Origin of the sequence: Vibrio vulnificus CMCP6 (genome assembly GCF_000039765.1) — a bacterium.
GTDB lineage: Bacteria > Pseudomonadota > Gammaproteobacteria > Enterobacterales > Vibrionaceae > Vibrio > Vibrio vulnificus_B.
Genome location: NC_004459.3, coordinates 1,094,275 through 1,107,358, shown reverse-complemented (window position 1 = coordinate 1,107,358; position 13,084 = coordinate 1,094,275). Strand labels below are relative to the sequence as shown.

Annotated in this window: 12 protein-coding genes; 6 read left to right on the top strand and 6 right to left on the bottom strand. The window is 49.3% G+C overall.

Going from position 1 to position 13,084, the window contains the following annotated elements; genetic code table 11:
- Window positions 1-108: 108 nt before the first annotated feature.
- Together VV1_RS05280 and gorA are read left to right on the top strand one after the other, a co-directional pair.
- On the top strand, window positions 109-948 hold the full coding sequence (locus VV1_RS05280) for a 23S rRNA (adenine(2030)-N(6))-methyltransferase RlmJ (protein WP_011079124.1): 840 nt from the start codon (window positions 109-111) through the stop codon (window positions 946-948).
- 137 nt (window positions 949-1,085) lie between these two features.
- Entirely contained in the window at window positions 1,086-2,441 is a 1,356-nt protein-coding gene (gorA, locus tag VV1_RS05275) for a glutathione-disulfide reductase (RefSeq protein ID WP_011079123.1), read from the top strand.
- 167 nt (window positions 2,442-2,608) lie between these two features.
- On the opposite strand, the gene VV1_RS05270 is transcribed toward gorA, so the two are convergent.
- The 4 genes from VV1_RS05270 to VV1_RS05250 all read right to left on the bottom strand — a co-directional run bounded on the left by VV1_RS05270 (window position 2,609) and on the right by VV1_RS05250 (window position 6,202).
- On the bottom strand, window positions 2,609-3,139 hold the full coding sequence (locus VV1_RS05270) for a hypothetical protein (protein WP_043920928.1): 531 nt from the start codon (window positions 3,137-3,139) through the stop codon (window positions 2,609-2,611).
- Entirely contained in the window at window positions 3,139-3,936 is a 798-nt protein-coding gene (locus tag VV1_RS22970) for a M23 family metallopeptidase (RefSeq protein ID WP_011079121.1), read from the bottom strand. The genes VV1_RS05270 and VV1_RS22970 overlap by 1 nt, the downstream gene beginning before the upstream one ends.
- Window positions 3,937-4,204: 268 nt before the next feature.
- Window positions 4,205-4,816, bottom strand: a complete 612-nt coding sequence (locus VV1_RS05255) for a bifunctional 4-hydroxy-2-oxoglutarate aldolase/2-dehydro-3-deoxy-phosphogluconate aldolase (RefSeq protein WP_011079120.1) — start codon at window positions 4,814-4,816, stop codon at window positions 4,205-4,207.
- A 9-nt stretch (window positions 4,817-4,825) separates the two neighbouring features.
- Window positions 4,826-6,202: a GntP family permease gene (locus tag VV1_RS05250; RefSeq protein WP_011079119.1), complete on the bottom strand. Its 1,377-nt coding sequence runs from the start codon at window positions 6,200-6,202 to the stop codon at window positions 4,826-4,828.
- A gap of 152 nt (window positions 6,203-6,354) precedes the next feature.
- On the opposite strand from VV1_RS05250, the gene VV1_RS05245 reads away from it, so the two are divergent.
- Window positions 6,355-6,876, top strand: coding sequence for a gluconokinase (locus VV1_RS05245; protein WP_011079118.1), 522 nt, complete (start codon window positions 6,355-6,357; stop codon window positions 6,874-6,876).
- Window positions 6,873-8,669, top strand: coding sequence for a phosphogluconate dehydratase (gene edd / locus VV1_RS05240; RefSeq protein ID WP_011079117.1), 1,797 nt, complete (start codon window positions 6,873-6,875; stop codon window positions 8,667-8,669). The genes VV1_RS05245 and edd overlap by 4 nt, the downstream gene beginning before the upstream one ends.
- 50 nt (window positions 8,670-8,719) lie before the next feature.
- Here edd and VV1_RS05235 read toward each other — a convergent pair whose 3' ends face one another.
- Window positions 8,720-9,727 (bottom strand): substrate-binding domain-containing protein, encoded by a 1,008-nt coding sequence (locus VV1_RS05235; protein ID WP_011079116.1) that lies wholly within the window; start codon window positions 9,725-9,727, stop codon window positions 8,720-8,722.
- Between the two features lie 75 nt (window positions 9,728-9,802).
- Complete coding sequence (locus VV1_RS05230; protein WP_011079115.1) at window positions 9,803-10,699, bottom strand: response regulator; 897 nt, start codon at window positions 10,697-10,699, stop codon at window positions 9,803-9,805.
- A gap of 100 nt (window positions 10,700-10,799) precedes the next feature.
- Between VV1_RS05230 and VV1_RS05225 the strand changes: the two genes are divergently transcribed.
- Both VV1_RS05225 and VV1_RS05220 read left to right on the top strand, forming a co-directional pair.
- Window positions 10,800-11,597, top strand: a complete 798-nt coding sequence (locus VV1_RS05225; protein ID WP_011079114.1) for a chromosome segregation ATPase — start codon at window positions 10,800-10,802, stop codon at window positions 11,595-11,597.
- A 152-nt stretch (window positions 11,598-11,749) separates the two neighbouring features.
- On the top strand, window positions 11,750-13,084 hold the full coding sequence (locus VV1_RS05220) for a serine/threonine protein kinase (protein WP_011079113.1): 1,335 nt from the start codon (window positions 11,750-11,752) through the stop codon (window positions 13,082-13,084).

The window sequence follows — 13,084 nt, the reverse complement described above, 5'->3', positions numbered from 1 at the left end:
AACTTTTTTGTGACTCAGAGAGAATCCTGAACATCGGCGTCAGTTGGGTATATAATCGCCCTATTAATCCCTGACCACACTCTACCAAGAGTGTTACGAGAGTGAATTTTGCTAAGTTATCGTCATAGCTTTCATGCCGGCAACCATGCCGACGTGGTAAAACACATTGTTCAGAGCTTGATTCTGGACTCGCTAAAACAAAAAGACAAACCCTTCGTCTACCATGACACTCATTCGGGCGTTGGCCGTTACGATTTGACCCACGAATGGTCAGAGAAAACGGGCGAATACAAACAAGGCGTCGCGCGTATTTGGGATCGCAGCGATCTGCCTGCCGACATCGCCAGCTATATCGATTCGATCAAAGCCCTCAACAATGGCGATAAACTGCGTTACTACCCTGGCTCACCACGCGTCGCACGTGCTCAATTGCGCGATCAAGACCGCATGGTTCTGACAGAGCTCCATCCAAGCGATTACCCGCTACTGGAACAAGAGTTTCACCGCGATCGCCAAGTCAGCATTTACAAAGAAGACGGCTTTCAACGCCTCAAAGCCAGCTTGCCACCGCAAGAGCGCCGTGGTCTCGTGTTGATTGACCCACCTTACGAGTTGGCCAAAGAGTACCGTGATGTGGTGCAAGCGATTTATCAAAGCCACAAACGCTGGGCAACTGGCATCTACGCGATTTGGTACCCTGTGGTCAACCGCTGCGACATCGACGACATGTTAGAAGGGCTGGAAGGACTAGGCATTCGCAAGATTCTGCAAATTGAGCTGGGCGTGTCACCGGATACCAACGAGCGCGGCATGACCGCTTCAGGCATGATTGTGATTAACCCACCTTGGAAACTAGAAAGCCAGATGCAACAAATTTTGCCTTTCCTTAAGGAAGCAATTGCGCCGGCAACCGGTCATTGGAAGGTAGAGTGGATCGTTCCTGAGTAAAAGAGAGACGCAACACCCAAAGAATTTCCGTACGACAGATTGAGTTCAACCAATCTGTCCTCCATATAAAAATGAAATGAATGAAAAATACGCAGGGAGCACGCGAGTAAATCGCCCCTGCCAGACAGGAGAAAGTAATGGCAACGCATTTTGACTATATCTGTATCGGCGGCGGCAGTGGCGGCATCGCTTCAGCAAACCGTGCGGCGATGTATGGCGCGAAAGTGGCGCTGATCGAAGCAAAAGATCTCGGCGGCACTTGTGTGAACGTTGGTTGTGTACCGAAAAAAGTGATGTGGCATGGCGCGCAGATCGCAGAAGCGATGAGCCTATACGCTCCTGACTACGGCTTTGATGTGGAAGTGAAAGGCTTCGACTGGAGCAAACTGGTTGAGAGCCGCCAAGCGTACATTGGCCGCATCCACCAATCTTACGATCGCGTGCTAGGCAACAACAAAGTCAACGTGATTAAAGGCTTCGCTAAGTTTGTCGATGAGAAAACCGTGGAAGTAAACGGTGAGCACTACACCGCCGATCACATTCTGATCGCTGTGGGTGGCCGCCCGACCATTCCAAACATCCCTGGCGCGGAATACGGCATCGATTCAAACGGCTTCTTCGACCTTGCAGAGCAACCAAAACGTGTTGCTGTCGTTGGCGCGGGTTACATTGCGGTGGAAATCGCTGGCGTGCTCAACGCCCTTGGTACAGAAACCCATCTGTTCTGCCGTAAAGAGTCGCCACTGCGCAGCTTTGACCCAATGATCATCGACACCTTAGTGGAAGTGATGGCGGCAGAAGGCCCAACACTGCACACCCACTCGGTACCAAAAGAAGTGGTCAAAGAAGCCGATGGCAGCCTAACGCTTCATCTAGAAAACGGTGAAAGCCAAAACGTTGATCAGCTTATCTGGGCAATCGGCCGTCACCCAGCGACTGATGCCATCAACCTGAGCGCAACCGGCGTAGCAACCAACGAGCGCGGCTACATCAAAGTCGATGAGTTCCAAGCAACCAACGTTGCTGGCATCTACTGTGTGGGTGACATTATGGAAGGCGGTATCGAGCTCACACCTGTTGCGGTGAAAGCGGGTCGTCAGCTTTCTGAGCGCCTGTTCAACAACAAACCCAACGCGAAGATGGACTATGACTTGGTCCCAACTGTCGTGTTCAGCCACCCACCTATCGGCACCATTGGTCTTTCTGAGCCAGAAGCGATCGCTCAATATGGTGAAGAGAACGTGAAAGTGTACACATCAGGCTTTACTGCGATGTACACCGCCGTGACCCAACACCGTCAGCCATGCAAGATGAAGCTCGTATGTGCGGGTGAAGATGAGAAAGTGGTTGGCCTGCACGGCATCGGTTTCGCGGTGGACGAAATGATTCAAGGTTTCGGTGTCGCGATGAAGATGGGTGCAACCAAAGCCGATTTCGACTCGGTTGTGGCTATCCACCCAACCGGTTCGGAAGAATTCGTTACCATGCGCTAAGGCGCGAAGCACAGTGACAATCAAAGTAAGATGGCGGCCTTTTTGGCGGCCATTTTTTATTGGGGCGGCTAAAATGAAACACGGAGATCCATTTTCATAAAGAACAACGGCGGGTAAAACTAAGGGTTAGCCAGTATAAAAGAAAGCCATCAAACGATGGCCTTCTTTTAGGGTTCTTCTGGGGGATAAAAGAGCTGATAGCGTTCCCCTGTCCAATATAAGTATGTATCGATTCCAGCTTCTGTTGGTATTACCACGAGCATCTGGTTGGGGTCAGAAACCAAATCATACCCCAAACTTTTCGATAACGCCTGTTGAGAAATAAATGACATGCCATATTTTACGCCATGAAAATCGCCCACACAGGGCAGGATCAAATGAGCCTGGGAAAGACGATGCACTTCTCTTGACTGGCCATGTAAAATCAGCAACTTAGTTTCTTTTTGGTCAGAGTTAACATGAGCTTTGCATTGTATCTCATCTAGATTTGAAGTAATGACATACGTCTGATCACTGTTCTCAACCGTGATTTGGTTTGCTGCTAAAATAAAATCCTCGATCGAATCATTATTTGCATCAAATTTAATTGCGTCTAATATCTCACCCAAGTTGTATTCATTTCTCAGAAAGTTATCTTTAGAAAAAGATGCTTGGCTAAAACACAATGCAAAACCACACAGAAAAAATACTGACTTCATTAGCTTGGTAACCTTTTTTGAGCCATATTCAAAATATCCGTTGGGTTTATGAGATCTTTCCTTCTTTGGTAAGGGCTTTCTGATAAAGGAGCTCTTAAAATACCAGTAGCACTTCCATCATAGATCTCTAAATGCAGCATTTCACCTGTCCACCCGCTTTTTAAGACCACTTTCCCAACATAGGCAATATGTTGTCCTTGTTGAATCTTGGCTCCAATAGATACCCCATCAGGCAATCGACCAGATATCTCACCATAACGCACTACAGCCTTTCCGTGCTTAACTTCCAACGCATAGGTACCACCATAAAATTCATAGAACTTCATAATCTCACCATCCGCCATTGCAAAGACTCGACTACCCTCTTTAGCGTACAAGTCACAGCCAGCATGCTTCCTAGCACCTCGATTAGAACCAAAACTTCTAGGAGCAACGGTATAGCTCTCTGTTGGCACTTGTTCCAATGGAAAAGAAGCATTAGTTAGGATAGGAACAGATTGGCTTTCTATACTAACTATTCTGTTCAATGCTAAATTTATCTTTTTATTTGATGTTCCATTGGGATCTATTCTGCCATCTGTTCTTATCATATTAACAATATGTTTTTGAACATTATTAATTTGAATAACAGTTTTAGATTTTTCAGGCTTACGTCCCAAACTTCCATCGACTTTCAACGGTTGTATTTGAAAATATTTCTTAGACAGAGTATTTATCGCCTTCTGCACACTAATAATATCATTGACATTATTACAACCATCAATTCCGACACTACCTTTAATTACCAACTTATTCATTCAGAGCTCATCCAGTTACAAATATAACCTGAAGATATATGAATAAAATTAGTAACAAAACAATTAAACAATAGAATATATTAAAAAAACTTATAATTTTTATACTTTAGAATCAACTTCAAAAAATATAAAAACATTCATGATACTTATGTAAATAGTGCTTTATTAACAATAAAAAATATAAAGCTTGAACGGATAACTACTTAAAAATCAAACAATAAGGCTATCAATTTAATTTATAGCCTTATTGCTGTGCAAAAATCGTGTTTTACTTCACCGCACGAACCAGTTCGGCAATGCCTTCCCAATCGCCGCTGTCCATCATGGCGGTTGGTACCATCCAAGTACCGCCACACGCGACAACCGATTTCAGCGCGAGATAATCTTCCACGTTAGATGGGCTCACGCCACCTGTTGGCATGAATTCCACTGGGTAAACCGCCGTCAGCGCTTTAAGCATGTTGACGCCGCCTGATGGCTCAGCAGGGAAGAACTTCAGGGTGCGCAAACCCATTTCCATCGCTTGCTCAACCAAGCTTGGGTTGTTAACGCCCGGTACAATGGTCACGCCGCGTTGCTGACAGTATTTCACTGTGGTTGGGTTAAAGCCTGGGCTGACGATGAAATCCACGCCCGCTTCGATGGCGATGTCCACTTGTTCTGTGGTTAATACCGTGCCCGCACCAATCAACAAATCAGGGTAGGCTTCGCGCATGATGCGAATGGATTCCGCCGCCGCTTCAGTGCGGAATGTCACTTCCGCACAGGGCAAACCGTTTTCTACCAACACTTTTGCCAATGGCAAGGCATGTGCTACATCGTTGATAGCGATAACTGGGACGATTTTGATCTCTCTTAATCGTTGTTCAAGTGTTGTCATAGATAACCTCTAAAGAATAAAGCTCAATACAGCGACGATAAGGAAAGCAATACCACCAAGCAAGGTTTCCATTACCGTCCAAGTTTTCAGCGTGGTTTTCTCATCCATCTCAAGCAGACGAGAGACCAGCCAGAAACCAGAATCGTTAAAGTGAGAAAGTACCGTTGCACCGCCTGCGATAGCAATCACGATAAAGCAGAGGTCTAACTCACTCAAACCTGTGGTTGCCGCCACAACCGGGGCAATCAGCGCAGCGGTGGTCGTCAGTGCCACGGTGGCAGAACCTTGCGCCACACGCAAACAGGTTGAAATCACAAACGCAGCCACAATCACTGGCATGCCTGTGTCGGTCAATACATCGGCCAAGGCATTACCAATGCCGCTGGCGCGCAATACGCCACCAAACATGCCGCCCGCACCAGTAACGAGGATAACGCCACAGATCGGAGCCAGTGAGTCGCCACACAATTTTTCAAGTTTAGCCATGCCGTAATCTTTGGCAAACACCACCAAGCACACGATCAAGGTAATAAGAAGCGCGACTGGCGTTTTACCTAGCATGCGAAGGAATTCCACCAACGGTGTTTTACCATCAATCACCCCCGCTACTGCCAGCGTGTTTAGGCCGGTATCCAAGCAGATCAGTAATACGGGCAGCACTAAGATGGTCATTACTGTGGCAAATTTTGGCAATTTGCTTTCATCGACAATCGCATCGCTGTTAAAAAATGCTTTAGAAAGTGGGATGTCGAATTTCTTACCCGCGTACAAACCAAATAGGTACGCGCCAAGATACCAAGTTGGAATCGCAACCAGGATACCCACAACCAGCAGCAAACCGATGTTGGCACCCAAAAATTCCGCTGCCGCCACCGGGCCCGGATGGGGAGGCACAAAGGCGTGCATCACCGCAAACGCACCCGCAGACGGTAAGGCGTATTTGATTGGCGAGCCACCAAAGCGTTTCGCCACGCTAAAGATGATAGGCATCATCACCACAAGGCCGGCATCAAAGAAGATTGGGAAACCAAACAGCAGCGACGCAATACCCAGCGCGAACGGGGCGCGATCTTTACCAAAGCGACCAATCAGCGTGTCGGCCAGCACTTTGGCCCCGCCTGTCACTTCCAAAATTTTACCAATCATGGCGCCAAGGCCGACCAACAGTGCAACAGAGGCGAGCGTGCCGCCAAAGCCACCCATCATGGTGGGCACCACTTTGTCCGAGGTCACGCCTGTGGCAATGGCGGTGCCTAAACTGACAATGGTCAGTGAGGCAAAAGCATGCACTTTGAGTTTGATGATCAGCACGAGCAACGCCGCAATCGCCAGCGCTGCTATGGTTAAAAGATATGTAGGATCAGGGGTGTGGGCTAATTGCTCCATAATTTCACCTTTCGAATTATTGTTTGTGTTGTGGTTCACATTTATTTACGTTACCGGTAACATGTTACCGATAACATGAATAAGATAAACCCATATTTCAAAGTGAATTTCAAATTTGAGATCACGCGCAAGTTTAGTTATGAGGACAAGTTATGGCGGGTAGTAGTGTCATTGTGATGGGTGTCTGCGCAAGCGGAAAGACCACAATTGGTGAGCTGTTGGCAGAAAAGCTGGGGCGTAAATTCATTGATGGTGACGATCTCCATCCACGCGCCAACATTCAGAAAATGGCCTCTGGCCAGCCACTGAACGATGACGACCGCAAGCCGTGGCTGGAGCGTATTCGTGATGCGGCGTATAGCCTTGAAAGCAAAAATGAGCACGGCATTATCGTCTGCTCAGCGCTGAAAAAGAGCTACCGCGATCAAATCCGCGACGGCAACAACAATGTCACCTTCTTGTTCCTTGATGGCGATAAGTCACTCATTCTTGAGCGCATGCGCCAGCGTCAAGGCCACTTCATGAAAGAGAACATGGTCAATAGCCAGTTTGAAACACTTGAGCGCCCCGATGGTGAACCTCGCACTCTATTGGTGAGCATTGATACCACTATCGAAGAGGTTGTCACCAACGCGGCCGAGTTAATTCTAGAGCAAGATGAGGCACAAGCATGACCCATCCCATCATTTTAGAGGTCACTCAGCGCTTGGTGGAACGCAGCCAGGCAACACGTGCGGCGTTTGTTGCACGCACCGAAGAGCAAGCCAAAGCGGGCAAAGGACGTGTTGGTTTATCGTGTGGCAACTTAGCGCACGCGGTGGCGGCGTCTTGTTCAGCAGAAAAGAAAAACATCCTCGATTTTACTCATGCCAATGTGGCGCTGATCAGCGCCTACAACGACATGCTCAGCGCCCACCAGCCTTACCAGCACTACCCAGAGCAAATTAAGCGCGCACTGGCAGAGTATGGCCATACTGCTCAGGTCGCTGGCTGTGTCCCTGCGATGTGCGATGGTGTCACTCAAGGCCAAGCGGGCATGGATATGTCGCTGTTTTCTCGTGATCTGATTGCACAGTCCACAGCCCTCTCTTTGAGCCACAATGTGTTTGATGCCACCTTGCTGCTCGGCATTTGCGACAAAATCGCCCCAGGGCAACTGATGGGTGCACTGTCTTACGCACACCTGCCTACCGCATTTGTGCCAGCGGGTCTCATGGCGACTGGCATCAGCAATGAAGAAAAAGTCGATGTTCGCCAAAAATACGCGGCGGGCGAAGTGGGCAAAGACGCGTTGCTTGATATGGAGTGTCGCGCGTACCACTCCGTTGGCACGTGCACCTTCTACGGCACCGCCAACACCAACCAACTGGTGTTTGAGGCGATGGGATTGATGTTACCCGGCTCAGCGTTTATCCATCCAAACTCCGAGCTCCGACACGCGCTCACTGAACACGCGGCGATCAAAATGGCGGCCATGACCGCCAGCTCGGCTCACTTCCGCTCACTGGCTGAAGTGGTCACTGAAAAGAGCCTGATCAACGGCATCATTGCCCTACTTGCTTCCGGTGGCAGCACCAACCACACCATTCACATGTTGGCTGTGGCGCGCGCTGCGGGTATTGAGCTCACTTGGCAAGACATCAGTGATCTTTCTGACGTGGTACCGCTGCTAGCACGCGTATACCCGAACGGCCCCGCTGACATGAACGCCTTCCAACAAGCGGGTGGCGTGCCTGCGCTGCTGCATCGTCTCAATGAATCGGCTCTGCTGCATCGTGACGTCAAGCCAGTGTTTGGCGAGTTCGACGACCAAATGAGCCTACCAAGCCTTGTCGACGGCAAGCTCGTTTGGACACCATGTGAGGGCACCTTCGATAGCCATGTGATCGCCGACAAATGCTGTGTTTTCCAATCCACAGGCGGCACAAAAGTGCTGACTGGCAATTTGGGCAAAGCGGTGGTGAAAGTCTCTGCGGTGAAAGAAGATCAGCGCGTGATTGAAGCGCCAGCGCTGGTGTTCCAGTGCCAACATGAGGTGGAAGCGGCGTACCAACGTGGTGAGCTCAACCGAGATTGCATTGTGGTGGTGACGCACAATGGCCCAGCTGCCAATGGCATGCCAGAGCTACACAAGTTGATGCCGATTCTCGGCAATGTGCAAAAGGCGGGCTTTAAAGTGGCGCTGGTGACCGATGGCCGTTTGTCTGGCGCTTCAGGTAAAATCCCATCGGCCATTCACGTCTCTCCAGAAGCGATTCGTGGCGGCGCGATTGGCTTAGTGCGTAATGGTGATGTAATTCGTGTCGATTGCCAGACAGGCGAGTTAAACAACCTCAGCGACACCACAGGTCGCTGCATGCTTGAAATCGATACCGAGGCAAGCCAGCAAACTTGGGGACGCAATCTGTTCAGCACCCTTCGCCAATCGGTGTCTAGCGCCGAACACGGTGCGAGTTTTATCGTCTGATCAACAAGGGCGCGTTTATCGCGCCCTTGCTTTTAATCACATCGACTGAGTTACACACTCTCGCCAGCGGTAATGCGGTAGCCCATATCCACCACATTTTGTTCTAACGTTTCACCGCGCAAACGGGCCAGCAACAACTCGGCACTTTTCTCACCAATTTGAAAACGCGGCGTATCGACACTGGTCAATTTCGGACGAATCGTCTGGCCGATATCCAATGCGTTGTAGCCCACAATGGCCAGTTGCTTCGGCACCTCAATGCCACGCTGCTGCGCGCACAGCAAGGTACCGATGGCGATGTCATCATTGGTACAAAAAACCCCATCCATCTCTGGATACGTCGCTAAGGCGCGCTCTAACAGCTCATCCGCCAACGAGAAACTGGAGTGTTCGCCCGTCAGCACGTGTTTCGGCTCTAAGCCAGCTTCACGCATGGCGCGATCATAGCCTTGCATACGCAGTTTGGTACGCGTATCCAAGCGTGCACCAAAATACACAATGGTACGCTTACCCGAAGCCAACATGCGTTTAACCACGCTGTAAGAGGCATCTTCGTGGTCTAACCCCACCGCCATATCGATTGGCTGCGCTGGCAGTTCCATGGTTTCCACTACGGGAATGCCTGCGTTTTTGATCATCTGCATCGTGCGTTCGGTGTGGTGGCTTTCCGTTAGAATCAAACCATCCACCTGATAGGAGAGCAGCGACGCGATTTTGCGCTCCTCTTCCAGCTCATCGTAGCTAAAGTGCGCCAAGAGGGTTTCATAACCATGCGCTTTGGTGACGGTTTCAATGCCCTGAACAAAGGAAGCAAAAATTTGGTTGGACAAAGAAGGCAGCAGGATCCCAATTGCTCGGCTAGAGGATTTCGACAACATCGCTGGGGCACGGTTCTCGATGTACCCCATCTGTTCAATCGCAGTGGCGATTTTCTCGCGGGTCTTTTCCGCCACCGAATCGGGATTGCGCATGTAGCGCGATACCGTCATCTTGGTCACGCCGACTTGATCCGCCACATCCTGCAAAGTGGTGCGCGGTTTCTTATTGTGTTGAGCCATAAAAAGATTTTTGTCATTAATGTTACTTGTAACATTATGACCAATCCGATCCTCACACACAACCAAGGTGCAGTGCTAAAAACCCACCAATGTGATCTTCCCCTGCGCCATCTCCCCTAACTGGCAGGAGAAATCGAGGCGTTTATCGGCGGGTTTGCTAAATAGCACCTTCAACTTATCAAACGCTTCTGGCACAAAACTGACGCTTTTTAGCCGTAGGCTTTTGCGCGTTAAGCTGTCCAAAAATGCCAAAGAGGATTTATCCAACACCATCTGGCATGTGTCTAAAATCGCTTTGCTGACCATTTTTTTATGGATGGCTTGGCTCAGTTGTTCTGCCGTAATGTGCGTATTGGCACTCGCCAGCACGCACACCGCGTAAATATCCAGCACCGCCACCGCGCGTGGCTTTTGCGTTTCCCCATCTTCATAAATGGCAATCATGCAGGGCACTTTGCTTTCATCAAACTGTTGTAAGCGGATATTGGTGAGGGCAATCTCATCATGCACCACTTTTCGCAGTAGCTTCTCCAACTGACTTAACTTGGGCAAGGCGAGCTCTTTTTGGATTTCCACCAGCTCATCAAACGCTTTTTCACTCTCTTCCGCCCCTTGCACCAATGGCAACAGCTTGCGATGCAATGCATCGTCATCAAACGGTTTACTCAACACAAAGCTGGCCCCCGCCGCTTTTGCTTGGGCAATCTGCTCGTCATCATCAACGGTGGTGATCATCGCAATTTTCACCTCAGGAAAACGGGAGGCAACGGTTTGCACCAGTTCCAAGCCACTCATGTCTGGCATATGCCAATCCGTCAGCACGATATCCGGACGCCAATGCGCCATTTTTTCCAGTGCCTCACGAGCACAGTTGGTCTTTTCAATCGACAAGCGACGATAGCCAAACCCAAGCAGGGCTTTGCGAACAATTTCCAGCGTTGCTTTGCTGTCATCGACAATCAGTATTTTCACCGTTGATGCGCGTCCAGTTGCAAGAAGTGTTTAAATTATAGGCACAATTCGTCGCAGCTTCTAAACTTATCAATACGCGATTAAACGAGGTAAGCACGCGATGTCGTTCGAGTTCTTCGACCAATCTTGGGATAAAGAGTTGTTGCTGATGCTGGGCATCAACCTTGGCTTGCTGATTTTGTTGGCTTGGTTTGTGTTGCTGTGGTTGATGCTGCGTGAGTTCCGCAAAGCCATGCGCCCAGCCAGCGACACCGTGGCCAGCGATGCGGCTTCGCCAGCCACTATCGCCATGTGTGAGGAGTCGGTCAATCACGCCATCGACTACAGCAATGAGAACCGCGACACGCTCAATGCACTCATTCAAATTCAACAAGCGCTGGAAAAACAGGTGGCCGAGATTCGAGCCGCCAGCCAAAATCCCAGTGAGCAAGACCTCGCCTCCATTGAAGCGTTAAATCAAAAGCTAAGTAAATCCCAACAGTTGATTCGTAAACTCAAGGGGGATCTCGACAAAAGCGTGCGTGGCCTGCGTAAAGCCAAAGCCAAATTACTTGAACAAAATGATACCGTTGATGGCCTACGCAAGCAGAAAGAGGATATTGAGAAACAGTTTGAGCAACTGGAGCGGGAATACATCATGATCAGCGAAAGCGGTGGCTTTCAAGATGTCGAGCAAGGCTTTCAAAAAGAGAAGGATCAACTGCTCGCCACCATTGAGAACTACAAACAGCAGTTGGCCAATCAGGCTTCTACCAGCACGAGTGGCGCTGCCAGTGATGAGCTCAAACAGAAGCTACTTGCGATGCAAAAACAGCTGATGCACGTCAACAAAGAAAAGGCGTTTATCGAGCAGAAATATCTGGAACTGACACAAAAACTGGAAAACGAAGATCGCTGATGTTCTCAACTTTTGCCTGACAACATTTCACAGATCTCGGCTGAATTCATAAATTGTGCTTTATACTTTCTCACTCGTAAGAAAATTCTCACCTATAATACAAATTTCTTATAAACTAGCTGCTAATAAAAATATAAGAAATCGTTATCGTCGTGCAGCTAGGTACCAGTACCACGCAAGTGTTCTATCGCTTGCTGGATCTCAATGAAGAAGAAAAACAACAAGCGCTCCAACAACTCGAACAAGACGCCCCGGAAGTCTATCGAGCGTTAACCCCTCTCATGCAACCGCAAGAGAGCGAGCCCCTCACCGAATTACTGGGTTTTCACGCCCATCACGCCACCGATACCTCGCTCGATTTGGCCGGCCAACTGATCGACAAATATCAGCTCACTCACGAGCTCGGCCGAGGTGGCATGGGGGTGGTGTACGCGGCCTACCGCGCTGACGAAACGTTTGAACAACAACTGGCCATCAAGTTTATTCAACCCTCTCTGACCAAAGTCCTCGGTAAGAAAGCACTGTTTGATGAAGCGCAGTTACTGGCCAGGCTTAATCACCCCTGTATTGCCAAAGTCTTTGATGGCGGGGTCTACCAAGATTCGGTGTACATTGTGATGGAGCAAGTCGACGGCGTAACACTCGACACCTACCTCAAACACCACACGCTGGATCAAACAGCCAAGCTCACCCTGTTTCTGCAACTGTGCCAAGCGGTCGAGCACGCGCACCACAATCAGGTCTTACACGCGGATCTTAAGCCAGAAAACATTCTCATCGACCACGCTCAGCGGCCAAAGTTACTCGATTTTAACTTAACGCAAAAAGTCAGTGACCAAGCAAAGCAACAAGGCAAAACTGGCTTGGTTGCGTTTAGCGAACATTACGCCAGCCCTGAGCAAAAATCGGGGGGCTATTTAACTCAGCAAAGCGATATCTACTCGCTCGGGAAAATCCTGCAGCTGCTGTTCCCGCACATGAAAAAGCGCTCCGACCTTTGCTTTATTGCCGAGAAAGCCACCCAAGCGATCGCGGAGCAGCGCTACTTAAGCGTGAGCGAATTACGCGTCGATATTGAGAACATGCTGGCGTGCCGTCCTATTTCCCTCAAACAGCACATTCCGCTCTACACCACTAAGCGCTTAATCCAAAGAAGACCAATGCCGACCTTCCTGTTGACGCTTTTGGTGATGACGGGCGTGATGTTTACCAGCACGCTGATCAACAAAAACCGTCAGCTTGAACAGGAAAAGCTCATTGCAGAAGAGATGATGTACGAAGTGACGCGTTTGATGTTCCACACCAAAGGTAATCAGTTAGCACAAATGTCGGTGAGCTCGATGCTCGAAATCACGCGGCGGCGAATCTTATCCAATCCTGATATTCCCAAGCACATCAAACAGAAAATGTTGTTGGCGATGATCACCCCCACACCAGAGAAACAAGTGGTTGAGGTGGATTGCCAACCCAACTGCCAGCACCCCTGA

Excerpts from the sequence above, each read along its gene's own strand:
- gorA (WP_011079123.1), top strand. The coding sequence starts at position 1,086 with ATGGCAACGCATTTTGACTATATCTGTATCGGCGGCGGCAGTGGCGGC.
- VV1_RS05270 (WP_043920928.1), bottom strand. The coding sequence starts at position 3,139 with ATGAAGTCAGTATTTTTTCTGTGTGGTTTTGCATTGTGTTTTAGCCAA.
- VV1_RS22970 (WP_011079121.1), bottom strand. The coding sequence starts at position 3,936 with ATGAATAAGTTGGTAATTAAAGGTAGTGTCGGAATTGATGGTTGTAAT.
- VV1_RS05255 (WP_011079120.1), bottom strand. The coding sequence starts at position 4,816 with ATGACAACACTTGAACAACGATTAAGAGAGATCAAAATCGTCCCAGTT.
- VV1_RS05250 (WP_011079119.1), bottom strand. The coding sequence starts at position 6,202 with ATGGAGCAATTAGCCCACACCCCTGATCCTACATATCTTTTAACCATA.
- VV1_RS05245 (WP_011079118.1), top strand. The coding sequence starts at position 6,355 with ATGGCGGGTAGTAGTGTCATTGTGATGGGTGTCTGCGCAAGCGGAAAG.
- edd (WP_011079117.1), top strand. The coding sequence starts at position 6,873 with ATGACCCATCCCATCATTTTAGAGGTCACTCAGCGCTTGGTGGAACGC.
- VV1_RS05235 (WP_011079116.1), bottom strand. The coding sequence starts at position 9,727 with ATGGCTCAACACAATAAGAAACCGCGCACCACTTTGCAGGATGTGGCG.
- VV1_RS05225 (WP_011079114.1), top strand. The coding sequence starts at position 10,800 with ATGTCGTTCGAGTTCTTCGACCAATCTTGGGATAAAGAGTTGTTGCTG.